We start from the raw sequence: 24529 nt of genomic DNA on the forward strand, positions 1-24529 counted from the left end.
GCATTAAATAAAAAAAGTTTTTTTGGAAATATGAAACCTGAAACAATGTTGGTACGTAAACTACCAGGAAAGGTGCATTTTGGTATGGGGATGATTCCAAGAACCCGTCTGTTTTTGAATTGGTTATTCCATTGTCAGTCGCAAACATGTGTTGCTTGTGGCAAGCTCGCAGGTCATTTTTCCGAATTTACTGGGCTTTGTACTCATTGTTCGATTCAAATTCCTTGGATTTACAACATTCGTTGTGTACATTGTGGACGTCCGACGTTTTGTCCGGATTGCGTCAGGCCCGACCGATTAGCGCGTTACTATATATGCAATCGGAGTGCGATCAGCTATACGCCGATGGCGAGAGAATGGATTGGGCAGTTCAAATATCGTGGCAATGAAAAGTTTGGTCCCCTGCTGGGCGAGATCTTGAACCGAGCCTATCAGGCGATGAGACATGAGTTTGCGGGTCATAATTGTACTCGTTTCAAGCGATCTTTGTGGGATGTAGATATAGTGACCTGTGTCCCGGTAAGTGAAAAGAGGCTGACGGAGCGAGGTTTCAATCAGGCCCAAATTTTGGCGGAAAAGATTGCTAAGCAAAATAAGCTCCCCTTCCTTTCTTTGCTTGTTCGCCCACAAGATACAGGGAAACAAAGCTTTAAATCAAAAAATGAACGCATGAATACAATGAATAATGCATTTTCCGTTATCCCCAATATGGTGAATTTGATGGATTCTTTTATTTTAAAAGCTGGATCTCAACGTGCTATGGAGCATAGGCATTCCGTTACAATTTTGCTTGTAGATGATATTTATACAACGGGGAGTACATTGCAGGCGTGTGCACGTGTTTTGAGAGAAAAGGCATTAGAACAAGGAGTACATTTGGCTATCTTTTGTCTGACCTTAGCGAGATCATGAGTCTGAATTTCTATTATATTCCATAATTTTGTGCTTGAAACTATGAAAAAAAGGTTATAATTCTTTTGAAAGAAGGATTAAATGATAGAGCATAAGCCTTTTAATCCGTACAATCAGCAGAATTTGACAACAAGCTAGAGAGAGATATATAATAAAAATATAGACACGAACAAAAAGTTAGGAAGTGAGGGATGAAATCAGAATATTTCAATTTAGAGGTTGATTTTTTTGGAAAAGAGGAGTACAATTTCTTTCTGTTGATAGCTAACATGATTGGTAATAAGTGATCAGCTAACGACAAAAGAGCGGACATTGGGAGTGTCTCGCTCAATAGTAAAGCAGTTAATTAAAATTTAAAGCTAAAAAGAGGAGAGAATAAAATCATGAAAAACGTAATGAAAAAAGTAGCAGTTTCTAGCATGTTGGCTGTTAGCTTAGGTGCAGTATCTTTGTTGAGCCCACTTGCTACAGGTCAAGTATTGGCTAAATCTGGTTCGGATTACTACAAGGATCAAGCTGAAGAACAACTGATTATTCAACAACAAGAAGCAGCACAAAAAGCATTCGAAGCAAAAGTTTACGGAACTGAAACTACTGAGAACGCAGCACCTGCTCAATCGACAACAGAGAACAACAACCAAACAACAACTACAAAACCAGCAACAACTACAACTGAAACACCAGCAACAACTGTAAAAACAATCACAGTAAATGTTCAAGATGGCGACACACTGGCTTCTATTGCTGAAAAATACGGTGTAACTGTTGAAGAACTGGTTAAAATCAACAACCTAGTAAAAGTTGGTCAAGAACTGCAAGTACCACAAACAAATACAAATAAATAATTAACATTATAAACTGTTTTATAAAATGTATTTATTAAACCAAGCGTTTGACTATAGTATACGGGAAGGCCTCTATTAAAACAATGCTTTTTTGAATAATTATTTGTAAAAATCGCTTGTTTTTTTGGGCTGCAAATTTCCAACGGTACATCTTGCTTAATTTCAGATAGGTTATAAGTTGAAATGATGTTAGGTGTATGAGATTTATGAATACCCACACTCCATGTGCGGAGCATTCGTATGGACGCCGATCCCCCGGATTTATAACATTTTCTTGATGCATCGGGGCACAGGTGAACATGAATTCTTCTGAGGATTGTTTCGCCCGGTTTTTCCCTCATTTTATTTCTACATTTTAACCATATTCATATATAGCTATTTAATGATAATGAAGCGCTATTCCCGAGAAGAACTGGAATGGCGCTTATTTTATTTTTTTATCTAAAATACGGAGGGATGTTTGACGATAAATACTCACATGTAATAGGCTGGATTAGAAGGACTTATTTGCCTCTACACTTTATGTTGTTGCATATTAATGTGCATAGAGATGGGAAAGATTTTACCCGTTTAATCTTCCTCTCTTATAACTTTTACTATGATAACGAACGAAATGTAGAATTGTGTTAAAACTAAAAAAAAATTTGGAATATTTGCTAGACGAGGCTCTTCACTATAAGTTAATGTAAGGATAATAGTAATTAAAGACCGGAACTTGGAAAGGGGCGCTACAGAGGATGAATTTGGATAACTGTCCTCGCTGTGGAAAGTTGTTTGTTAAGAATGTCAGAGGGATTTGCCAGAACTGTATTAAAGAAATTGAGGTTGAATACGAGCACTGTGTCAAACATATACGTGAAAATAAAGGTATTCATATGCATGAGCTTTCGGAAGCTACAGGTGTCTCTGTTAAACAAATCACGACATTTATACGTGAGGGACGTATTTCCATTGCTAATGCGCCCAATATGACGTATCCTTGCGAGGTATGCGGGATACCGATTCGTGATGGTCATATGTGCGATTCTTGTCGAACACGTCTGACTAAAGACCTGAATCAGGCCATACGCGAAAGTAGTAATCAGGATCAAAGTAATAATATGGGCTCAGGTACCTACAGCGCGATGGATAAACTTCGCGGAAACTAGTACAGGGGAATTAAATACGCATTCAGCTATTCAAAAAGTTTCAAATACCGCCGATAATCTTTATAGAGCTTATCGGTTTTTTTATTTTAGCAACCATGCACAAAATAAAGAAGTAAGGCATAATACGAACCATGTTCGACGCTATGTCGTCTGATACATTCTGACCATATCAAATAACTAAGGAAGGTGGAAGTTATGAAAATTAACGAGACCAACCGCATCGGAGCTATTAATCCATATCAGCGAAATATTGAAACAGGACGCCAGGAGGAGCAAAAGAAATCCCGCCGCAAGGACGAGGTTTCCATTTCCCCAGAAGCAATGGAAATGCTGAACCGCAGCAGTGATGCAGACCGCGTAAAGAAAATTCAGGAGCTTAAGCAGCAAGTAGCTTCTGGAACCTATCGTGTGGATGCTGATAAAATTGCAGAGAAGCTGTTACCTTTCTTTAAGCAGTCTTCCGAAAGCTAGGTGAAGGATATGCCTTTAGAGCGTTTGATTGGTGTGCTGGAACAGCTAGATCAAAAGCATCTTATTTTATTAGAGCTGGCGAAAAGTAAAAAAAAGATTGTTATGGAAAATGATATGGATAGTCTGGTACAGCATTTGAACCAGGAATCCAGACTCCTTAAACAAGTAGAACAGTTGGAAGAAGCTCGTATGGAGGTTTCGTATGAGCTTCTTCGTGAACGTGGTATTAAGTCTCAGCTTAATTTGACTATAACCGAGCTGGCGCGCCTTGTCTTTGATCCAGAAGATAAGAACAAACTCCTCAGTGTCCAGAGCCGCTTATCCCACACTCTTTCAGAATTAAAGGAAATTAATGAAATCAATCAAAAACTCATCGAGCAATCGTTGGTGTTTATTGATTACTCTTTGGATCTACTTGTAGGACGTCCTAATCAGGAAATGACTTATATGCATCCTGATCAGAAGAGTAATCAACACGCACGACCTGGATTATTCGACACTAAGGCTTGAGCCGAGGAGGAAAATAGAGTGCCATCCACATTTCATTCCATAGAAACAGCTAAAAGAAGTCTTTTTACACAAACAGCAGCTTTAAATACAACAGGACACAACATAGCTAACGCTAACACGGAAGGCTACACACGGCAGACGGTCAAAATGAAGGCTTCCATCCCCATGGAGGCTTACGGTATTAACCGTTCTAATGTACCTGGTCAATTGGGAACAGGTGTTGAATTTGACGCTATTGAACGTATTCGCGAAAAGTTCTTGGATAGCCAGTATCGCGGAGAAAATACCGAACTGGGTAGTTGGACAATCCGTAGTAATACGCTTGATAAACTACAACAGATTATGAATGAGCCGTCCGATACAGGGATTCGGAAAGTTCTAGATAACTTTTATAAATCTTGGTCTGACTTAAGTAAAGACCCAGAAAGTGTGACTGCACGAACTATTGTTAAAGAAAATGCACTTGCTTTGACTGATGCAATGAATCATATGAGTAAACAGTTGAGTAATTTATCTGCGGATTTAACCTCTAATGTGGAGGCTAAGTCTAGTGAGCTACAAAGTTATGTGAATTCCATAGCTGATCTGAACCAATCGATTACTAAAATTGAAGGCTTAGGGGATAACGCTAACGATCTACGTGACCAACGTGATTTGATTGTCGATAAAATCTCAAAAATCGTTAATGTAACGGTGACTGATACCGATCAAGGCTACAATGTTAATATGGGTGGTCAAGCATTAGTAACTGGATTTGAACCGACTACTGGAATTAACGGCGCTTTTTTACAAGCAGCGTTTGCCTCTAATGATTTACAAGGTGGCGAAGTGCATGGAATGATTTTCTCAAGGGATCGATTTGTAGCTGATTACACAGCCCAAATGGATAACCTCGCCAACACATTGGCGACAGGTAATATTACTGTAACGCTACCTAAAGGCTCAGTTTTGCCAGAAGGTACTGTACTGAATGGAGTGACTTACACAGGGACCAACCGAACACTTCAATCGGATTTAACAGTTACAGTTAAAGGTCTTAATGGTTTGCATCAACTTGGTTATACCCAAGAAGATAAAGATGCTAACGGTAATATGGTTGCAGGTAAACCTTTTTTTGTAACTTCAAATAATGGTGGGACAATAACAGCAGGCAATATCACGTTAAATACTGCTATAGTAGATAATCCTAACGCTATTGCAGCATCCCTTCGGGTAACAGGCACTGCTCCTACTGAGGAATTGGTTAAGGGTAATAATACATTGGCATCCTTGATGTCCAATTTGAAATTAAGCAATTTCACTTCAGTTTCTACGGGGAATACAGCTACTATTGATAGCTTCTTCAGTTCTATGGTTGGTCAGTTGGGGATAGAGGCTCAAGAGGCTACAAGACAGACACAAAACTCGACAGCTCTCGTATCTCAAGTAGAAACTATGCGCCAATCTGTGAGCGGTGTTTCACTGGATGAAGAAATGTCCAATATGATTAAGTTTCAGCATGCCTACAGTGCCGCTGCTCGGTTTATGACCACATTCGATCAATTATTAGATAAATTAATTAACTCCACAGGTGTAGTGGGAAGATAAGAATTGGGATTAAATATCTGATGTTTATATACAGCTGGATATTTAATTACGGAGGGATATAACTATGCGCGTTACTAACAATATGCTAAGCTCACAGCTTTTGCTTAATTTAAATCGAAATTCTGAGCGTATGAATAATACGCAGAACCAGATGTCGACTGGACGTAAGTTGAACAAACCCTCTGATGATCCTGTAGGCATTACGTATTCCTTAAGGTACCGATCTGAACTGTCTTCAAATGAACAATACCAGCGGAATGTGGACAGCGCAGTGTCATGGCTTGATTTTAATGATACGGTAATGGATCAGGCTGGCCAAATTATGCAAAGAGTACGTGAACTTACAGTACAGGCCTCTACGGGGACTAATCCACAATCTGCGTTGGACAGCATTAACAAAGAAATTGGTCAGCTTAAGGAACAAATGATTGATGTTGTAAACAGCCAATTGAACGGTAAATATATATTTAATGGGCAAACCTATGACAAAAAACCTTATGACCTTCCTTTGAACGCTGATAATACGCATGATACGTCTGGAGCAGCATCCATTGCTACGGATACAGGCAATGTTAATTTTATAGTAGGGGAAAATGTAGCTTTACCCATTAATGTTACTGGCAATGAAGTCGTAGGAACGAGTGCGGATGCCGACAATTTGTTTACTATTTTTAATCAGATCTCTTCAGCTCTGGCAAGTGGTGATATTAAAACAAGTGGGGATCAACTTGCTAATATTGATTCGCGTATGGATAAAATGCTGAAAGTTCGGTCAGAAATGGGTGCTAAATCTAATCGTGTTGAGCTGATGCAGAACCGCTTGAGTGATTTGGAAGTAAACTTAACGGACTTGCAATCTAAAACGGAAGATGCGGATTACGCTGAGCTTTTAATGAATTCCAAGATCCAAGAGAATATTTACAATGCTTCTTTGTCAGCGGGAGCGAAGATCATATCCGCATCATTAGTTGATTTCTTAAGGTAGTCTAAGGAGGGGGAGAGATGCCCATTATTCCGATGCTTCAGATCCGGCAAACTCCGGCTATCCTGCATATTGACGCAGACCCTGGGCAGTATTCGATTCGACAGCCTTCGGCTGATATGGAATTGAAAACACGACGTGCTCAACTGGAAATTCACCAGTATCAGCCACAGCTGACCATAGATCAAAGTGCGGCCTTCTCTGCCTATAACGGGGGCAATTACCTGGAGATGAATAATCGAATTTATTCAGGGTTGCCGCAGATATTTTTACAAGCTATTGCGCATAAAGTGGAGCAAGGCAACCGAATGGCGGCGATTCACATCCCTGGGAATACTGTAGCCAATGTCTTTGGAGAGGATACAGAAACGCATGTGCTTCCTGAATTTAGGGGTCCGGCATCTATGGATAATGTCGATATTCATGTTGAAACGCGTGCACCTGATATTACATATACACCTGCTGTATCGGAAATGCATGTAACCGTTAATCGTCCTGAGATTGAGTATACTCGGGGGAAACTGGAGATTTATATGCAGCAGTATCCATCTGTGGCCTATATTCCGCCTGAAATTGATGTCATGATGTAAAATAAGTTAAGGTTATAGAGGTTGTTCAAGCCGTCTATAGCCTTTTTTTAATAAAACGTATAGATCTAATTAAATATTGGAGGAATACTAGTGATTATATCCACATCTATTTGGGGTGACATTGAAGTTAATGACAAAGAAATATATCGTTTTAAAAAAGGAATTCCGGGATTTGAGGAGACGACTGAATTTGTGTTGCTCGATCAAGATGAGGCACCCTTTTACTATCTCCAGTCCCTTCAGCAGAAAGAACTCTCTTTTGTAGTAGTGGATCCTTTTATTTTTTATCCTGAATATGAGTTTGAACTCCCTGATAGCGAAGCAGAAGAACTGAAGATTGAAACTAATTTAGTCGTTCGCAGCATACTAACATTACAGGAGCAGGTGGAAAACTCAACGATTAATCTGTTGGCACCTCTAGTGTTCAATCCTGATAATAGGCAAGCCAAGCAGGTTGTTTTGCACCAGTCTCCGTATCAGACCAAACATTCGCTGCAACCCGTTAAGGAAGATAAAACCGTCCGTTCAAAGGAAGGTGAATAAGCATGCTGGTACTTTCGCGTAAGAAAGGCGAATCTGTTATTATTCAGGATCACATTGAGGTCACGGTGCTCGGAGTAGAAGGAGATACTGTCCGTATAGGAATTTCAGCACCCAAACAGATGGACATCTTTCGCAAAGAAATCTATTTATCCATTCAAGAGTCCAATCGTGAATCTGCTGCCCATACGCAGTCAAATTTAGATGCTTTACGCAAGATGATAAATAAAAATAACGAAAAATAAAAAAAATCCTAAAATGCTATTAAAAGTTCGACGAGAATGTCGATATATATAGTACAAGCTATTGCGGAGGGGCGGCCGACTTCAACGGATAGCTGTAACAACAATAAACCACATGGATGTGGGACATTTACCTTCAGGGAGGAAATTTAAAATGATTATCAATCACAATATCGCTGCAATGAACACGCACCGTCAATTGAATGCAAACACTACTAACACAAACAAAGCGATCGAAAAGCTGTCTTCTGGTCTTCGTATCAACCGTGCTGGTGACGATGCTGCTGGTTTGGCAATTTCCGAAAAAATGCGTGGTCAAATCCGTGGTTTGGATATGGCTTCCAAAAATGCTCAAGATGGCATTTCTTTGATCCAAACAGCTGAAGGCGCACTGAACGAAACACACAGCATCCTGCAACGTGTTCGTGAATTGGCTGTACAATCTGCGAATGATACGAATACTGATGACGACCGCGCTGAGCTTCAAAAAGAAGTAGTTGAGTTGACTAAAGAAGTGACTCGTATCTCCACTGATACTGAGTTCAATACTAAAAAATTGCTGAATGGCGATATCAGTGGTGCGGTATTCCACATTGGTGCTAATACAAACCAATCAATTTCTTTGGCTATTGGTAATATGAGTGCTGCATCATTGGGTATTTCTGCTGTTTCCATCTCCACTCAAACAGGTGCTAACGCTGCAATTTCAACTTTGGATGCGGCTATTAAATCGGTATCTTCCGAGCGTGCTAAACTGGGTGCAAACCAAAACCGTTTGGAGCACACAATCAACAACCTGGGAACCACTTCTGAGAACCTGTCTGCTGCTGAATCCCGTGTTCGTGACGTAGACATGGCTAAAGAAATGATGAACCAAACAAAAAACAACATTCTTGCTCAAGCTTCCCAAGCTATGTTGGCCCAAGCAAACCAACAACCGCAAGCTGTTCTTCAATTGCTTCGTTAATCATTTTTCTTATAAAACTGCTGAGATCTTTCTCAGCAGTTTTTTTGTGTTTATATTTTACATATAAGGAATCATATTCATCCTCATATTTTATCAGTCTAGTCTAACTTATGATTATAAAGTAGCCGATATATATACTAAACTGATTCGTAAATGCGAAATGAAAGGAATACATGATGAAAACCATCGCTTTATGTATGATTGTGAAAAATGAGCAAGAGTACCTTAGAAGATGCCTCGATAGCGTAAAGGATAAAGTAAACCAGATAGTAATTGTAGATACAGGTTCAACAGATGAAACTGTTAATATCGCTAAAGAATATACTAATGAAGTATACCATATGGATTGGACTAATAATTTTGCAGCTGCCAGAAATGAGTCCATTAAATATGCCACTACAGAATATATTTTAGTGCTAGACGCAGACGAGTACTTAGAAGAATCTGCTGATTTACAAAAAGAAATCGCTTCAGGTGCAGACTACTATTTCACAAAAATACACAATATTATGTCATTTGATCGTGCCTTAAATCATTTAGCTATCCGAATTTTTTCGAATAATAAAGAACTATATTATCAGAACCGTCTTCACGAACATTTGAATATTATGGACGAAGGAATAGATTTTAAAAGCGGACAAGCTGGGCTTATTATTATGCACACTGGCTATACAGATGAGATGATGGAGGGAAGGGAAAAAGCCAAAAGAAATCTCCCCCTAATGCTGAAGGAAGTTGAAGAAAATCCGACGGTGTATAACCTATTTAATATGGGTAGAACTTACATGTGGGTTGGTAAATATGAAAAAGCAATCCCCTTCCTACAGAGGGCTTATCCGATGAGTAAAAACTTAACAATTGCTCCGGATTTAGTTATAACTTTATGTCGTAGCTTAGGGGAAATGAAGAGATACGATGAAGCTCTACAAATTCTACAAGAAGCAACGATTGTTTATCCGAATGAAGTAGACTTACTTCACCTACAAGGACTTTATTTTATGGAAATCGGGTACTACAGAGATGCGATAGTGACGATGACTAAATGCCTTGAAATTGGCGATCAAGGTATCACATTCACAGAAGGAAATGGCAGCTATATTGCACATTTCAGACTCGCTGAATGGTATGAATCACGCAACGATTTGGTGAAGAGCTATGAACATATTTTAGAAGCATTCAAACTGAAAAATGATTTTGTACCGGTTATGGGGAAATATTTTAGAATTTTAGAGAAAGCAAATGTTCCATTAGAAGAAGTATTCGTAAGTACAAACCAGTTGTATCCGATATCAAATAGTGGACAGCTAGAAAAAATGTTAGAAGTGATGTATCAGCTGAGACATCCTCTATTGCAAAGATATCTGACAGAGTATAACGTGACTATTCAAGATAATGTAATGGCTGTTGCACGGCAATACGCCAGGGATTACGATGCAGCGCAAGCCTTATGGTTGGAAATCATGGATGTTGATAAGCAAAACGGAGAGGACATCTTATTATTATCTATTATCCTCAAAAATGAAACTCTATTTGGAAGGGCCAAAACACTACTTAATCTAAGTCAAAAGGAACAAAAAAATCTATATAAAATCATAGTGAATGAACCTTCAGGAGATGTTAAGTTAACACCCCATCTAGAGAATATATTAGAGAGGGCAATAATACACCTAATTCGATTACAGGAGTTTGATATATTTGAAAAGATACTCGATTATTTGTGGCAAGGTGGCGTTGATGCAAAAGTTAAAGCTTGTGAGCATCTTGTGTCCTATGGCTTCAGCGAGATAGCTATCGATCTATTAGTTAAACTTTTTGAACAATATCCAAGGAATGTAAGGGTTGTTGAATTATTAGGTGATGTCTGCCTCAGTTCTGAATATTTGCAAGATGCTCAGCTTTTTTATGCTAAATTGCTAGATCTCTGTCCTGATTATAGCTCATATGAAAGGGCATATGCATTATCGGAAAAGACTGGTGATAAAATGGATGTTTATAAAATCAAAGAGAGCATTAAATTGAGATTTCCCCTTTCTCGTAGTTACTAGATTAGAATATTGGAAAAAGCGATCATGAAGGACCTTCATTGGAAAGGTTTAAATATTTCGGATTTATGGTGAATTTTTGAGAATTCCAAAATAAGTAGGAATGAGGAAAAATAAATGAAAAAGAAAAAAGTGCTTGTTGGAAGTCCTATCCGGCAAAATCCATCTATACTAAAAGAATTTCTTGAATCACTTAGAGAACTTGAACAGGAAACAATCGAGCTTAGTTATCTCTTTATTGACGATAACGACAATCCTTTGTCCAGTAAAATCCTTTTGGAATTTTCTGAATCTACAGCTAATGTAATGATCCATAAAAACAGTAGCACGGATTATTATTTTCGTAATGAAATCACACATTCTTGGGACGAGCAATTAATATGGAAGGTGGCGCAACTCAAGGATATTATTATTCAAATAGCACTAGAATATAATTATGATTACTTATTTTTTGTAGATTCTGATATTGTGCTTCATCCTCGCACAATTGAACAATTAAAAAATACAGAAAAAGAAATAGTATCAGAAATTTTTTGGACAAAGTGGTATCCTGATTCTCCGGAACTCCCGCAGGTTTGGTTGACTGATCAATATAATATGTCGTATAAAAACCGTAGTGAGCAACTTTCCCAAGAAGAGATAGCGAAAAGAGAATCTGAATTTATTAGAAAGCTGAGAGTACCTGGCGTTTACGAAGTTGGGGGATTAGGAGCCTGTACACTTATAAGTAAGTCAGCTATTGAAAAGGGTGTGAATTTTAAAGAAATCAAAAATGTTTCTTTTTGGGGTGAAGATCGACATTTTTGCATTAGAGCATCTGCATTAGGAATCTCACTTTTCGTAGATACACATTTCCCTGCGTTTCATATATACCGAGAAGAGGATTTACAGAAGGTCGAACAATTTAAAACAAGAGCTTTTAATGAAGGTGTTTTTTTCACAGTTAAAAATGGGATAGAATTGCTAGGCTCTTTTCATTATAAGAAAGGCTATCATCCTGACTGGAAAAAAAGTTTCACAAAAGAATACGGAGATTTGCTATCTAAGAAAATGGAAGATGAATTGAATGAGAATATTAAGAAAAAAGTAATTGTCAAAGCAAATGTATCAAATTTTTGGATTGATAGTAATCAAAGTAGTGAAATTGGAATACTCAATGTAAAGTTTGATCTTATAAATGATGGCATAAGTAATGGAGAACCTTTTCATGATAAATTTAGGGGAGAGGCTACATTGCTTTTACAAAATAATAAATGGTTAATTGATAGTTTAGAAATTGTTTAAGGAGATGAAAAACTAATTGATTAGCGTGATAATGCCTGTATATAATTCTGCACCGTATTTAAAAGAATCAATTCAAAGTGTCTTGAATCAATCTGAGCAGGATTTTGAACTGATTGTTATTAATGATGGATCAACTGATGCTAGTGAAAATATAATTTTGAATTTTAATGACCCTAGAATTAGATACTTTAAACAAAAAAATCTAGGTGCAGCAAATGCAAGGAATAAAGCGCTTGAGATGGCGAGAGGGGACTTCATTGCTTTTCAGGATTCAGATGATATATCTATGCCCAACCGTTTTAGTTCCTTAAAGGAGCAATTTAAGAAGGGTGTGGGTATTGTTCATTCTGATATGATGTTAATAGATCAAAATAATTACCCTATTGGATATTGGCATGCCAGGAATATTGATAAAAGTAACCTAAACAGGTTTTTTTTAAAGATTGGGACTCCTATAAATGGTGGAAGTGTAATGTTCAGGAGACAGCTAGTTGGCGATTTGAAATATGATTTAAGTTTACAGATAGGAGAAGATACAAATTTTATTTATGAATTATTAAAAATTTGCGAATCTTCTATCCATATTCCGGAGCCTCTTTACATTTACAGAAAGCATCTAACTAATACTACTAATCAAGGAAATTATGATGTTTTGTATTTGCATGTCCAAAAATTCATTCAAAATCATGACATCAAAGAACTGGTTCCTGAAGTAGAATGGAATAGAAATGATGATAATGAGAATGAAGCAACAGCTTCGGCCATCCTAGCGCTTTTATTATTTAATAGAGGAATGTATATTGATGGAGAAAAGCATATTTTAAGTGCAATTAACCGAAGCGAGAATTTAAAGTCTAAACAATTAATATATGCCATTGCGAAATTAATTAATGGAAAACCAGATGAAGCCTTAGAGTATTTATATGCAGTTGATAAGAAAAACCATCTGGTAGAGAATTATATCGGTGAAGCGCTAGTTTATTTGGGGGAAATAGAATTAGCTTACCATCACTTTTTGTCTGCTCTAAATACAAAGCCAGATTATATTGAACCAATTGATAACTTGAAAGCTATATCATCTAGGAATTCTTTTAATATGCTTGATAGAAATTGGATAAAATTTTAGGAGTCGTTAAGATGCATGGTGCATACATTGGCGACAATAAACTATTGATTTCTACAGGTTTGGAAGGGCATGCTTTATACTTATGGAGATGGTTTTGGCTTGACTCCTAATTTATTGATTAATGGTGTATCGATGTACCGTTGACTAATTTTTTAATAAAAAATTTGCATCAAGGTAATACTTTTATTGATGCTGGCGCAAACATCGGTTATTTCAGTGTTCTAGCTGGGTATTTAGTCGGAACATCAGGAAGAGTCTTATCCTATGAAGTTAATCCTAAAGTCCATAAACTTTTATTGGATAATATTCCTGTAAATAATTTACATACACATGTAAAGTGTCTCAATAAAGGAGTCTACTCTTCATATGGAGAATTCCATTTTATATGTCTAAACGCTTTAATGGTAATGGGTCTTTAATTGAACAAAATGAAGAATACTTCAATATATTCAAAATGATGAAATAGAAAAAGTAATGGTGGAAACAGAACCATTGAGTATGCGGATTGAAGACATTGGATTTGTTAATATACTGAAAATTGATATAGAAGGAGCAGAGTATCAAGCGTTTTTAGGCTTGGAAAATAATTTAAAGAACAAAATGATAGGAAGTATTGTATTTGAGCTAAATAAACTAAGAATAGGCGAAGAGTGGTATGACTTTTACGAATTTTTGAATAAACTTCGTATGATTTATGGCTGGGAGTTTTATACTTTATCAGTAGATGGTGACCTTGTTTTATCAGATTTAAAAGAGTTCTTTACTTTAGATTTCGTGGAAAATGTAGTAATGGTGCTTAAATAAGTTAATTGTAAAATTACCTCCAATCAACTGTATAGGTATAAAGCGATCTCCATATGTTAAAGATATATTCACATATTTTCAAACAAAGGAGAAATCATTATCTCTCTGATTGTCATATTACCCAGTCATGCTACAGTCGGTGACTACTTAACCAACATCGGAATGTCAATGCATTATTGAATGATGATGAGTACATCGTGAGGTGAAAATGACTGCTACAACGAAATGGTTCCGTGCGAAAGCTGTCGAGCTGCTGAATAAAGTTAACGCCATCGTGCGACACTGAATTGCTTCTCTGTATGAGGAAAAGGGAATGAAAAAAAGTGAAATACGAATCAACTCGTAGAGTTTCCTTGAGTTCGAACGAAAGAGCTTCTATTTGTTATTATTAATGTCACCATTATCAAACCTATGCTTGTGGGCATAGGTTTGATTCATCCCGTCGATCTGTATATTCCCTTCTAACACAAAAGCTGATGGCTTCTATAACTGCACGATATCTAAAATTCTGCTCCTATATACGAAAAAGATCGTTCATCTTTATGGATCGCGCCTCATGCGGTCACTATAAGACCGTTTAAAACGAGATACAGGTGTTATGTTCCTGTTTGGCTGGAAAGATTATTTGGTAAGACAAATATCTTATGTACCTTTTTGTGTAAGGGCAATCTCTAACCTAGATGGCATCAATGTATCATAAAAAATGTAATAAAGCCCTTGTCCAGTAGTCAGAAAGAACCTTATCTTGGCTTAGCCACACACCAATTTTGATTCCTGACAGCCTTCTGTTTATAGCCATTTATGTTCAGAATCAATTGGCTTTGGATGATCAGACAAAATTGAAGCCTACCCCCTTTGCGATGAACTAATTAAAGAGGCACAACCTAACAAAAGTTAAATCCATGTAATGCGTCTATGAGTGCGTATAAATGTGCATCCTTATTGTTGGTTAATAGTATGTTTTATATATTTCTTTTATGCTCTTCATAAGCAAGAAATAGTAGCCGATAAATATAATAAATAATCCCATCGGAGGTTGTGAGATGAATCTGCAATTCTCTCTTTCGACAAATGTGGTGAGTGGTAATACAAGCGGGATAAGTCAACATAGCGAGGCTGTAGCTCATCAGGATAACCAACTAATCCAAGCCGTAAGAAGTGGTTCAGAATTAAGCAAACTTGAAAGACAGGGAGTTTCATTCTCCATGGGGGATGAGCAACTTATTAAGGCAATAGATAGAGCTGTTAAAGCTCTTCAGGGACCCACAACCACGTTGGAAATGAGTGTGCATGAAAAAACACATCAGATCTTGGTCAAAGTTCTCAATAAAGACACAGGAGAATTGATTCGGGAGATTCCTCCTGAAAAGACGCTTGATTTAGTAGCAAAGATGATGGAGATTGCAGGAATTCTCATAGATGAAAAAGTATAAGGAGGCAATTAGATGCGTATAAATGGTTTTTCAGGAATGGATATAGATAGCATGGTTACATCTTTAATGACTGCCAAGAAAACCCCGTTAAACAAGCTGAATCAGCAGAAGCAGACATTAGAGTGGACGCGTGATAGTTACCGTGAATTAAATACTAAGATCGTTCAGTTTAGCGATAAGTTGCGCGATTTAATGACTAAGTCTGACAAAATGAACACTCAGAAGGCTACGTTAACTGGTAATACAACGGCTATTAAAGCGGAGGCTAATGCTGATGCTAGCTCTACACCTATGTCTGTAGTCGTTAACAAGTTAGCAACAAAGTCCAATATGCAGACCTCTACAGGTCTACGTACAGCGGGCAGCAGTACAGCAGATGCTACTAAAAATACAACATTGGAGCAAATTGCAGGTGGCAGCGCGTCTGATACTTATGAGTTAAATATCAATGACAAAACAATCACTTTTCTTAAAACTGATACAATAACTGCAGTGATGGCCCGTATCAATTCAGAAGGGGCAAACGTGACAGCAAACTTTGATGAAATCAGCGGCAAGTTCTCTATTACAGCTAAAGATTATGGGGATAAGAATAATATTAAATTAACTGGTGCTGATAAGCAGGTTAAAAGCAGTACGCTCATGGATTTATTCCAAATTAGTTCTACAGATGTAAAGGCGGCTGAAAAAGGGGAAGTTATAGTAACGAATACTGCAGATTCGAGTTCCAAAACTTATAATCCTGATAACAACTCCCTTGTCGTTAATGGAGTGTCGCTGACTCTGTTAGAGACCACGGGAACTACTGGACCAGCTAAAATCACAACCCAGTCAGATCCAACAAAAGCTATGGAGACCATTAAATCTTTTGTGGATACTTATAATGACCTATTAAGTACATTCAATACGAAACTAAGTGAACAAAAGTATCGCGATTTCCCTCCACTGACAGCCGATCAAAGGAAAGACATGAAGGAAGATGAAATTAAGCAGTGGGAAGAAAAGGCGAAAAGTGGTCTCCTCAAAAATGACACGATTTTAAGTTCTGCTGTGTCTTCTATGCGAATGACTATTTCTAGTAAATTAGGCGATTTGAGTTCAATTGGTATTACAACAGGCCAATATTACGAGAATGGTAAATTACAAATTAATGAAGAGAAACTGAAGGCAGCTTTGACAACAGAGCCTGATAAGGTTATGAATATATTCAAAGGGTCGTCCGCTGATGTAAACAGCAAGCCCATCTTTAGCGAGTTGAGAAGTAAGCTTGATACTACGTTAGACATGTTTGTAAAAAAAGCAGGTACATCAAAATTCGATACAAATGCTAGTATGACCTTAAAGGCTGACAGTATAATGGGAAAGCAGCTTAAAAACTATAACAGCGATATTAAAGAGATGACCAAAAAACTTGCTGATGCAGAAACACGTTATTATAAGCAGTTTTCGGCTATGGAAAAGGCTATGAGCAAGTACCAGTCGCAGTCGTCCAGTTTGACAAGCTTTTTACAATAGTTTAGAAAAGGGTGATTCGTTTGATCTCATCTCCTTATGAAAAATATAAACAGTCTTCGGTGCAGACATCTACTCCAGGGCAGCTCATTATAATGTTATATGATGGTGCCATTCGCTTTGTAAAGGCTGGTCTTGATGGAATATCATCGAATGATATTGTTAAAACAAACATAAACCTGGGCAAAGCACAAAGCATTATTAGTGAGTTAATGTCTACGTTAAACTACTCCTATGATATTTCCAAAAATTTATATGCTTTATATGAGTATATGAATTATTTATTAATTCAAACGAATATCAAGAAAAAGATTGAGTCAGGTGAAGAAGTTCTGGGTTATCTGCAAGAATTACGTGAAACTTGGGTTACAGTGAACAAGCTAACCGCAGGTATGTCATTGTCAACGGAACAGTAAGCTATGATAAATGAAGTTTTATCCCAATTGGAGCAACTCACCCAACAATTCATACTTCGACTGAATGAGACAAATTATGAGGAAGTTGAGATTTTTGTCGAAGTTCGTCAAATGAAGGTGGATCAATTGGTAAATGCCTTGGAAAATTCACCGATGACAGAAGAACAAAAAATGAAGTTAGAGTCTATTCTAAGCTATGATGCGTTAATCGATCAGCGTATGCAATCGCTAAAACAGGAAGCCCAAAATTGGCTTGTCCAAAGAAATATAGCCAAATCGCAACGCAATGCTTATGAATCTAACTATACGCCTGATAGCTTTCTGATGGATCGTAGAAAATAAATTATTCAAGAAGCTCTCGTCTAACACACTTTATTGTGTAGACGAGAGCTTTTTTAACATTTAAATAGTTTCTAAAATAAAGAAAAGAACCCTCAAAAGCAAAAAAATCTATCAATTTATCGTTTCAGACTCTAAAATGTAGTTTAAAACATGATTAGTAAGTCTGCTTTGGTTTAAGTTCTAATGATCAAGGAACAAAGTTGTTGACTATTTACCCATTGTATTATATATGGAATAACTATACATGAAAACATTATCAATTCCAATTGACAATGGATAACTTTGGGTGGTATAGTCAAAAATGTGGGCGAGAGCTTCACTTCATTTGATGACGAAGGGAATGTTAGTGCATGCAAGGTAAAGTAAAATGGTTTAACGCAGAAAAAGGTTATGGTTTCATCGAAACGGCTGACGGCGGCGACGTATTTGTACATTTTTCCGCAATTCAAACAGAAGGCTTCAAAACACTTGAAGAAGGACAAGACGTGGAGTTCGACATCGTCGAAGGCGCACGTGGACCACAAGCCGCTAACGTAACCAAATTATAATCATCCCCGGCATAGCCGACCTACATAATTGGTAAGATGGTTAGCAATGGATAACGCGCTAGCAACTGCCCTGGAATATATTCCAGGGCTTTTTTATGTTTTCTAAATACATAAAAAGCCCTTTACCACCGGGTAAGGAGCTCAGTATAACAAAATGCTTTACTCTAGAGAACCGTCAAAGTCAGCCATCTCCACAAAAATGGTATTGGAGGAGGCAGATTGTTTCTCTACGCCTCCGTCTGGATAACGGAACTGATAGCGCAGAATGGCCTGGGCGATCAGATACGCGCGGAGTGCAGATTCGATATCGAATGAGAAGACGATGACGGCTTTGTGGTCAGGATCAAGCTGGCCTAATGGGATACCTTGGAGCAAATTAGGATGTGGAAGCGGTACTGAGTTCACGGTGACGGTTCTCAGTACAAGGAAATCTTCGGCTGAGAATGGTGCTGTGAGCAATAGTTCTTCCAATGGATCATTTCCGATGTTTTCCACCTGGAGTGTAAAGGACAGGGTATCTTCTTGCGCGACACGCAAAGCGCTGGAGCTAAGTGTAAGTTTAGGAATAGCTGCGATGACAGTCAAATCTACGGTATTAGTTTGGATGGTTTCCTTTAGGGTCTCTCCACCACTACGACGTGAGGTATATTCGATGGTGGCCTGGTTGCTGAATGTTCCATCTGCAGGTGCTTCACGAATTTGTGCCTGGAGCGTAAGCGTCTCCCCTGGTGCAATATCCGGGAGTGTGATACCAGTGCCAGGATTAGCGCCTGGCTGCGTTTTATCTTGGATAGTCAGGCTGTTGGGTACATAAACAAGTCCATGCGGCAATGGGTCGGTGAACAATGGATACTGCGCCGAGATTCCTCCTTTATTTGTAATCTGAATGGTGAAGGTAAGTGTATCTCCTACAGAGGCGTCATAGGTGTTCACCTGTTTCACCAATTCGAGCAGTGGGAATACCACTGGGATCGTGACGGTATTGGTAGTCAATGTGCCTGGTACGATTCTTCCTCCAGGTAATGTAAATGAGTAGGTAAAGGTAGCTTGATTCACGATGTAGCCAGTTGAAGGTGTCTCGGATACGGTTACTTGATAATTTAGGGTCAATGACTGACCAGGTTCCACAGATCATAGACTAACTCCGACAGCAGGGTTGGCTTCCGCAAACGATTGACCGTTCAACTGGAGGCTGCGGAATGTATAGAGTTCCGGCAGGAATAAAATTCTGCAGAATAACTTCTGATGTAATGTTACCAAAGTTATTAAGTAGTACCGTGTAGGTAAGTGTTTCTCCTGCTAGGGCCTCCTTATGGTCTGTGGAGATGTTTGCGGCAAGCTTTGGACAGAAGTTTGGAAACTCACGATAAATGTATTTCCAGGTGCGACATTTCCAATGGCAATTCCAGCAGTTGGCGAGGCGTTAGGGAAAGGTACACCGTCGATAAGGACACTACCCGGAACGAAGGAAGTACCTGCTGGGATTGTATCGGTCACAACGGTATCTGTGACGGAATCCACACCGTTATTCGTAATGCTTAGTGTATATCTGATCGTATCTCCAACTACAGCAGCTGCCAGACTGGATGTTTTAGTCACCTGAATATTAGGTGCAGACACAGCGACATTAACTGTATTAGTGGTACCGAAGGTCCCCGTCGTGACCAATGTGCCGTCATCCCCGTTAATTTGGGACGCAAAAAAATTAGTCGAAAAATTGTTGGGCCCAGACAGCGCAGTTAAGCTGGATGTGGTAGGTCCAAACAACGCACGATCCCCGGTGATATCCACGTCACCCTCTTGGGCGCTAATTAACGCCCTGCCGCGCAAAGTCCCCTGTACAGGCGTGGCAAATCCGCTTATTACCACGTTGACCGAGCCAGTAGCGCTGCTGATCCCTGCGCCGCCTTGAATGACCAAATTTGTTACATTTGCGGTTCACACATAGGTACTGAGACTGGTGACGTTGATCGATGTTGCAGATTCGGGACTGACTGTAGTAGATAAAGCAGGCGTCTGAAATGTGATCGGATTGCTGGCGCTGGACAATACATTGGTATTGCCGTTGGCATAGCTTCCTCCCCAAATAAGTTCAGCATATAGCACGGTACTGCCCGCAGGGAGCACAAGGAATGCCGTCGATGAGTTACTGGCAAAAGCAGAAGTCGTGCCGAATGGATACGTGCCGAAGCGAGAGGCTGTATTGGTTGTGATGAAAGCGCCAATGCTGGTCACTGTACCTGGCACCCCCGCCGAAGCAGAACGTGCCAGCCCGAGTGTATTTCCTATAAAGGTAATAGCCCCGGTCTGGTTCGTTGCATAACGCTGAATAAAAGCCATGGATTAACTTCCTACTTTCCATCTCTCCCCAATTAGCTGTCTTAGGATTTTTGCAGGGGAAGAGCCAGCTGGGCTGGGTGTAATGATCCTTTCGTATAAATTGCCTGCATGATAGTCAGGTCTTGCTTTTAGCATAGGTTCTATACCGGATTCAGTCTGACAAATAACCCCCTCCCCAGTCGATAAAATACATAGCATGGACTTGGAATAGTGGATCTGTCGCGACACCAGCGGAGTAGCTATTTAAATATCTCTTCATTATTCACATATGTATGCGAGCTGAATTTAAACATGACCCTTTTCATAGAATGGCGTTATGGGAAGTGTTTTGTCGAATCATGAGGAAAATTGTAAAAAATCTTCGAAATGTTGATCTCCTTTTTTACTTGGCGTTAACATATGTGTTATACTGAAGAGGCAAAGGAGGCGTGCCCTATGAACTTAACAGTACGAGGTCAACAGATCGAGGTTACCGACGCTTTGAAGGACTACGTTGAAAAGAAATTCAGCAGACTTGAAAAGTATTTCGATGCACCCCCGACGTCTGATGGAAGTGTAACGTTAAGCACAACCAGAGATTTGCACACTGTAGAAGTAACCATTCCTTTGCCGGGGCTTGTACTCCGTGCCGAAGACGAAAGCGATGACATGTATGCATCCATTGATGCCGTGGTAGACAAGCTGGAACGGCAAATTCGCAAGCACAAGACCAAATTAAACCGAAAATTCCGGCAGGAAGGCAGTTTAAAAACCCTTTTTGTGGAAGATCCAGCTGGTGGTGTGGCTGTTGCTGAAGATGAGGATGCAGAATTGGATGAGCTGGAAGTCGTCCGCACCAAGCGTTTCTTATTGAAACCTATGGATGTGGAAGAAGCTATTCTGCAAATGAACATGATTGGACATAATTTCTTCGTATTTGCTAACATTGATAACGAAGAAGTTAACGTAGTTTACAAACGCAATGATGGTAAATACGGTCTGATCGAACGGGAATAGCCTGTAAAGCAAGAACTTATTGCATTTTAAAATGAATAGAACTTTTTGATTGAAGCATGCTTCATGGATATCAGGAAAATGATAATAACACGAGCCTTATCCTTGCGAACCTGGCGGGATAGGGCTCTTTTATATGTTTATCGTAAACATGAATGGAAATTTAAACTTAGATCGATGTAACCAATTGTGTATTTCGTGCGTCAATTGTTTTGGTATCTTTAACCGGATGCAAATCTACAGGCTGCTTGTGTTGCGGCATGTCCTACAAACTGTTACAATTTATGCAAAGAACATCGCACGATGGGCTGGTATAGCCGGGCCTGTCAAACATATCGGGAATCAATTTCATCATGGACCCTTTCTTATTGTGAAATTGATTCTATTAATTGTTTTGCGCGAAAGGGGTAAACCATGCTAGGAATTGTCAAAAAAATTTTTGGGGATACAAATGAACGTGACGTCAAACGTTTAATGAAGACGGTTGAACTGATCAATAAAATAGAGCCTGATTTTGAGAAGCTCTCGGATGAGGAACTGAAAGCCAAGACGGCGGAGTTTAGAGAGCGGATTGAACAAGGTGCTACGGCTGAAGAAGTGCTGCCGGAAGCTTTTGCAACGGTTCGTGAAGCGTCCAAGCGGGTGCTGGGCAAACGTCACTATGACGTACAGATGCTCGGCGGTATTGCGTTGCACGAAGGAAAAATCGCCGAAATGAAAACCGGTGAAGGTAAAACACTGGTGGGAACACTGCCGGTTTATTTGAACGCTCTGTTGGGCAAAGGTGTGCACGTGGTTACAGTCAATGACTATTTGGCACAACGTGACAGTGGAGAAATGGGACAAATTTACAATTTCTTGGGAATGACCGTAGGTCTGAACCTGGCCAATATGGATCATGCTGCCAAACAGGAAGCTTATGCATGTGATATTACGTATGGTACAAACAATGAGTTCGGCTTTGATTATCTGCGCGATAATATGGTGCTTTACAAAGAACAGATGGTACAGCGTCCGTTGTACTTCTGTATCATTGATGAAGTGGATTCCATTCTCGTCGATGAAGCTCGTACACCATTGATCATTTCAGGACAAGCTCAAAAATCGACCGAGCTGTATTTTGCCGCTGATCGTTTTGTAAAGAGTCTGAATGTTGAAGAAGATTACACGCTTGATATTAAGGTGAAGTCAGTTGCTTTGACCGAAAACGGCGTATCCAAGGCTGAAAATTTCTTTGGTCTTGAAAACCTGTATGATCAGGAAAGTGTTACAATCAATCACCACATCGTACAAGCCTTGAAAGCTAACGCTATTATGCGTTTGGATGTGGACTATGTCGTGGCTGATGGTGAGGTCCTGATTGTCGATGAGTTTACAGGTCGTCTGATGGCTGGACGTCGTTACAGTGATGGTTTGCACCAAGCTATTGAAGCGAAGGAAAACATCATTGTCCAAAACGAAAGCATGACACTGGCGACAATTACATTCCAAAACTATTTCCGTATGTACCGCAAATTGGCGGGGATGACGGGTACAGCGAAAACAGAAGAAGAAGAATTCAAAAAAATCTACGGTCTGGAAGTGCTCCAAATTCCGACGAATAAGCCTAACCAGCGTGTAGATATGCCTGACGTAGTGTACAAGAGCGTGAAAGGTAAATTCCATGCTGTGGTAGACGAAATCCTGGAGCGTAACAAAAAGAACCAACCGATATTGGTAGGTACGGTTTCTATTGAAAACTCCGAGCTTCTTTCTGAAATGTTGAAACGCAAAGGCGTTCGTCATAAAGTGCTTAACGCCAAGTATCATGCCGAAGAAGCTGAGATTATTTCTCGTGCAGGTGAAGCTGGCGCGGTTACTATCGCTACTAACATGGCTGGACGTGGTACTGACATCGTACTGGGCGAAGGCGTTGCAGAACTTGGTGGTTTGCACATCATCGGTACAGAACGTCATGAATCCCGTCGTATTGATAATCAGCTTCGCGGACGTGCAGGACGTCAGGGCGATCCAGGCTCCACGCAATTTTACTTATCGCTGGGCGATGAGTTAATGAAGCGTTTTGGTGCAGATAATGTACTGAATATGATGGAGCGCTTGGGCTTTGAGGAAGATCAACCTATCGAGAGCCGTATGATTTCACGTGCTATCGAATCAGCTCAAAAACGTGTCGAAGGGAATAACTTTGATCAGCGTAAAGTCGTTCTCCAATATGATGACGTGATGAATCAGCAGCGTGCTATTATTTACAAACAACGCCGTGAGGTACTGGAATCAGAGAACATCAAGGAAATTGTGTTCGACATGATCAAGCCTGTCATTGAGCGTGTAGTGGAAGCTCACTGTGGTGATGATATTCCTGAAAACTGGGAACTGGATGAAGTAGCAGAGTATGTGAACAACAATCTGCTTGAGGAAAACACACTTTCGCGCGACGATCTGTGGGGTAAGGAAAAAGAAGAGATGGTCGATATGATCTTCGAGAAGGTTACCAACAGATACCACAGCCGTGAAGAGATGATCGGCGAAGAAATGGTACGTGAGTTCGAGAAAGTTATCGTACTGCGTGCAGTTGACAGTAAATGGATGGATCATATTGATGCTATGGATCAATTGCGTCAAGGTATTCACTTGCGTGCTTATGGCGGTACTGATCCATTGCGTGAATACCAATTTGAAGGTTTCGAAATGTTCCATGCTATGATCGCCAGCATCCAAGAGGAAGTTGCGACATACATCATGAAAGCACAAATCGAATCCAACCAAGAGCGTCAGGCTGTCGTTGATGAAGATAAAATCTCTACAAGTGGCGAACCTGCGGCTATTAAAAAGAAATCCGCTCCTTCGCGTCCGCGCAGAAAATAACGGATTGAAATTAAGGGATCTTGATATACA

23 protein-coding genes and 1 pseudogene are annotated in these 24529 nt (G+C 39.4%); 23 read left to right on the top strand and 1 reads right to left on the bottom strand.

Annotated features, from left to right (window positions below; genetic code table 11):
* Positions 1-30 precede the first annotated feature (30 nt).
* The 21 genes from KSP24_RS25150 (at position 31) to KSP24_RS05865 (ending at position 18301) form a co-directional block, all read left to right on the top strand.
* Positions 31-912 carry a ComFC family protein gene (locus KSP24_RS25150; protein WP_254207609.1) on the top strand — a complete coding sequence of 294 codons (882 nt, stop codon included), beginning with the start codon at positions 31-33 and terminating at the stop codon, positions 910-912.
* Positions 913-1295: 383 nt separating this feature from the next.
* Positions 1296-1757, top strand: coding sequence for a LysM peptidoglycan-binding domain-containing protein (locus KSP24_RS05770; RefSeq protein WP_216974671.1), 462 nt, complete (start codon positions 1296-1298; stop codon positions 1755-1757).
* Between the two features lie 737 nt (positions 1758-2494).
* Entirely contained in the window at positions 2495-2905 is a 411-nt protein-coding gene (locus KSP24_RS05775) for a TIGR03826 family flagellar region protein (protein ID WP_040102724.1), read from the top strand.
* A 195-nt stretch (positions 2906-3100) separates the two neighbouring features.
* The gene (flgM, locus tag KSP24_RS05780; RefSeq protein WP_013373392.1) at positions 3101-3376 is read left to right on the top strand and encodes a flagellar biosynthesis anti-sigma factor FlgM; all 276 of its coding nucleotides are present in this window, start codon (positions 3101-3103) and stop codon (positions 3374-3376) included.
* Between the two features lie 9 nt (positions 3377-3385).
* Entirely contained in the window at positions 3386-3886 is a 501-nt protein-coding gene (locus KSP24_RS05785) for a flagellar protein FlgN (protein ID WP_013373391.1), read from the top strand.
* Between the two features lie 18 nt (positions 3887-3904).
* Entirely contained in the window at positions 3905-5473 is a 1569-nt protein-coding gene (gene flgK, locus KSP24_RS05790; protein ID WP_013373390.1) for a flagellar hook-associated protein FlgK, read from the top strand.
* Between the two features lie 64 nt (positions 5474-5537).
* On the top strand, positions 5538-6458 hold the full coding sequence (gene flgL, locus KSP24_RS05795) for a flagellar hook-associated protein FlgL (RefSeq protein ID WP_216974672.1): 921 nt from the start codon (positions 5538-5540) through the stop codon (positions 6456-6458).
* A 17-nt stretch (positions 6459-6475) separates the two neighbouring features.
* On the top strand, positions 6476-7045 hold the full coding sequence (locus KSP24_RS05800) for a DUF6470 family protein (protein WP_216974673.1): 570 nt from the start codon (positions 6476-6478) through the stop codon (positions 7043-7045).
* Between the two features lie 90 nt (positions 7046-7135).
* Positions 7136-7588, top strand: a complete 453-nt coding sequence (gene fliW / locus KSP24_RS05805) for a flagellar assembly protein FliW (RefSeq protein ID WP_216974674.1) — start codon at positions 7136-7138, stop codon at positions 7586-7588.
* 2 nt (positions 7589-7590) lie between these two features.
* Positions 7591-7830: a carbon storage regulator CsrA gene (gene csrA / locus KSP24_RS05810; RefSeq protein ID WP_040102728.1), complete on the top strand. Its 240-nt coding sequence runs from the start codon at positions 7591-7593 to the stop codon at positions 7828-7830.
* Between the two features lie 151 nt (positions 7831-7981).
* Positions 7982-8794, top strand: a complete 813-nt coding sequence (locus tag KSP24_RS05815; RefSeq protein ID WP_216974675.1) for a flagellin N-terminal helical domain-containing protein — start codon at positions 7982-7984, stop codon at positions 8792-8794.
* Between the two features lie 176 nt (positions 8795-8970).
* The gene (locus KSP24_RS05820) at positions 8971-10839 is read left to right on the top strand and encodes a glycosyltransferase (protein ID WP_216974676.1); all 1869 of its coding nucleotides are present in this window, start codon (positions 8971-8973) and stop codon (positions 10837-10839) included.
* Between the two features lie 114 nt (positions 10840-10953).
* A complete protein-coding gene (locus KSP24_RS05825; RefSeq protein WP_216974677.1) occupies positions 10954-12120 on the top strand; it encodes a glycosyltransferase family A protein in 1167 nt (388 codons plus the stop codon).
* Between the two features lie 25 nt (positions 12121-12145).
* Positions 12146-13246: a glycosyltransferase gene (locus KSP24_RS05830; RefSeq protein ID WP_367949290.1), complete on the top strand. Its 1101-nt coding sequence runs from the start codon at positions 12146-12148 to the stop codon at positions 13244-13246.
* Between the two features lie 164 nt (positions 13247-13410).
* Complete coding sequence (locus tag KSP24_RS25570) at positions 13411-13665, top strand: FkbM family methyltransferase (protein WP_367949292.1); 255 nt, start codon at positions 13411-13413, stop codon at positions 13663-13665.
* Positions 13666-13708: 43 nt separating this feature from the next.
* On the top strand, positions 13709-14050 hold the full coding sequence (locus KSP24_RS05840) for an FkbM family methyltransferase (RefSeq protein ID WP_367949293.1): 342 nt from the start codon (positions 13709-13711) through the stop codon (positions 14048-14050).
* 1043 nt (positions 14051-15093) lie between these two features.
* Positions 15094-15483, top strand: coding sequence for a flagellar protein FlaG (locus tag KSP24_RS05845; RefSeq protein ID WP_165079734.1), 390 nt, complete (start codon positions 15094-15096; stop codon positions 15481-15483).
* A 12-nt stretch (positions 15484-15495) separates the two neighbouring features.
* Positions 15496-16998: a flagellar filament capping protein FliD gene (fliD, locus tag KSP24_RS05850; protein ID WP_216974681.1), complete on the top strand. Its 1503-nt coding sequence runs from the start codon at positions 15496-15498 to the stop codon at positions 16996-16998.
* A 20-nt stretch (positions 16999-17018) separates the two neighbouring features.
* On the top strand, positions 17019-17411 hold the full coding sequence (fliS, locus tag KSP24_RS05855) for a flagellar export chaperone FliS (protein ID WP_216974682.1): 393 nt from the start codon (positions 17019-17021) through the stop codon (positions 17409-17411).
* A gap of 3 nt (positions 17412-17414) precedes the next feature.
* Positions 17415-17753 carry a flagellar protein FliT gene (fliT, locus tag KSP24_RS05860; RefSeq protein ID WP_016822931.1) on the top strand — a complete coding sequence of 113 codons (339 nt, stop codon included), beginning with the start codon at positions 17415-17417 and terminating at the stop codon, positions 17751-17753.
* A gap of 350 nt (positions 17754-18103) precedes the next feature.
* Complete coding sequence (locus KSP24_RS05865; protein ID WP_013373372.1) at positions 18104-18301, top strand: cold shock domain-containing protein; 198 nt, start codon at positions 18104-18106, stop codon at positions 18299-18301.
* Positions 18302-18460: 159 nt separating this feature from the next.
* Here the strand turns inward: KSP24_RS05865 and KSP24_RS25710 are convergent.
* Positions 18461-20641, bottom strand: a pseudogene (locus KSP24_RS25710) (hypothetical protein).
* Between the two features lie 435 nt (positions 20642-21076).
* Here KSP24_RS25710 and hpf point away from each other — a divergent pair.
* Positions 21077-21637 (top strand): ribosome hibernation-promoting factor, HPF/YfiA family, encoded by a 561-nt coding sequence (gene hpf, locus KSP24_RS05880; RefSeq protein ID WP_016324800.1) that lies wholly within the window; start codon positions 21077-21079, stop codon positions 21635-21637.
* 411 nt (positions 21638-22048) lie between these two features.
* Positions 22049-24499, top strand: a complete 2451-nt coding sequence (secA, locus tag KSP24_RS05885) for a preprotein translocase subunit SecA (protein WP_216974683.1) — start codon at positions 22049-22051, stop codon at positions 24497-24499.
* The last annotated feature ends 30 nt before the right edge of the window (positions 24500-24529 follow it).

It is taken from the genome of Paenibacillus sp. AK121 (assembly GCF_019042715.1).
Lineage (GTDB): Bacteria > Bacillota > Bacilli > Paenibacillales > Paenibacillaceae > Paenibacillus > Paenibacillus polymyxa_C.

Excerpts from the sequence above, each read along its gene's own strand:
- KSP24_RS25150 (WP_254207609.1), top strand. The coding sequence starts at position 31 with ATGAAACCTGAAACAATGTTGGTACGTAAACTACCAGGAAAGGTGCAT.
- KSP24_RS05770 (WP_216974671.1), top strand. The coding sequence starts at position 1,296 with ATGAAAAACGTAATGAAAAAAGTAGCAGTTTCTAGCATGTTGGCTGTT.
- KSP24_RS05775 (WP_040102724.1), top strand. The coding sequence starts at position 2,495 with ATGAATTTGGATAACTGTCCTCGCTGTGGAAAGTTGTTTGTTAAGAAT.
- flgM (WP_013373392.1), top strand. The coding sequence starts at position 3,101 with ATGAAAATTAACGAGACCAACCGCATCGGAGCTATTAATCCATATCAG.
- KSP24_RS05785 (WP_013373391.1), top strand. The coding sequence starts at position 3,386 with ATGCCTTTAGAGCGTTTGATTGGTGTGCTGGAACAGCTAGATCAAAAG.
- flgL (WP_216974672.1), top strand. The coding sequence starts at position 5,538 with ATGCGCGTTACTAACAATATGCTAAGCTCACAGCTTTTGCTTAATTTA.
- KSP24_RS05800 (WP_216974673.1), top strand. The coding sequence starts at position 6,476 with ATGCCCATTATTCCGATGCTTCAGATCCGGCAAACTCCGGCTATCCTG.
- csrA (WP_040102728.1), top strand. The coding sequence starts at position 7,591 with ATGCTGGTACTTTCGCGTAAGAAAGGCGAATCTGTTATTATTCAGGAT.
- KSP24_RS05815 (WP_216974675.1), top strand. The coding sequence starts at position 7,982 with ATGATTATCAATCACAATATCGCTGCAATGAACACGCACCGTCAATTG.
- KSP24_RS05820 (WP_216974676.1), top strand. The coding sequence starts at position 8,971 with ATGAAAACCATCGCTTTATGTATGATTGTGAAAAATGAGCAAGAGTAC.
- KSP24_RS05825 (WP_216974677.1), top strand. The coding sequence starts at position 10,954 with ATGAAAAAGAAAAAAGTGCTTGTTGGAAGTCCTATCCGGCAAAATCCA.
- KSP24_RS05845 (WP_165079734.1), top strand. The coding sequence starts at position 15,094 with ATGAATCTGCAATTCTCTCTTTCGACAAATGTGGTGAGTGGTAATACA.
- fliD (WP_216974681.1), top strand. The coding sequence starts at position 15,496 with ATGCGTATAAATGGTTTTTCAGGAATGGATATAGATAGCATGGTTACA.
- fliT (WP_016822931.1), top strand. The coding sequence starts at position 17,415 with ATGATAAATGAAGTTTTATCCCAATTGGAGCAACTCACCCAACAATTC.
- KSP24_RS05865 (WP_013373372.1), top strand. The coding sequence starts at position 18,104 with ATGCAAGGTAAAGTAAAATGGTTTAACGCAGAAAAAGGTTATGGTTTC.
- hpf (WP_016324800.1), top strand. The coding sequence starts at position 21,077 with ATGAACTTAACAGTACGAGGTCAACAGATCGAGGTTACCGACGCTTTG.
- secA (WP_216974683.1), top strand. The coding sequence starts at position 22,049 with ATGCTAGGAATTGTCAAAAAAATTTTTGGGGATACAAATGAACGTGAC.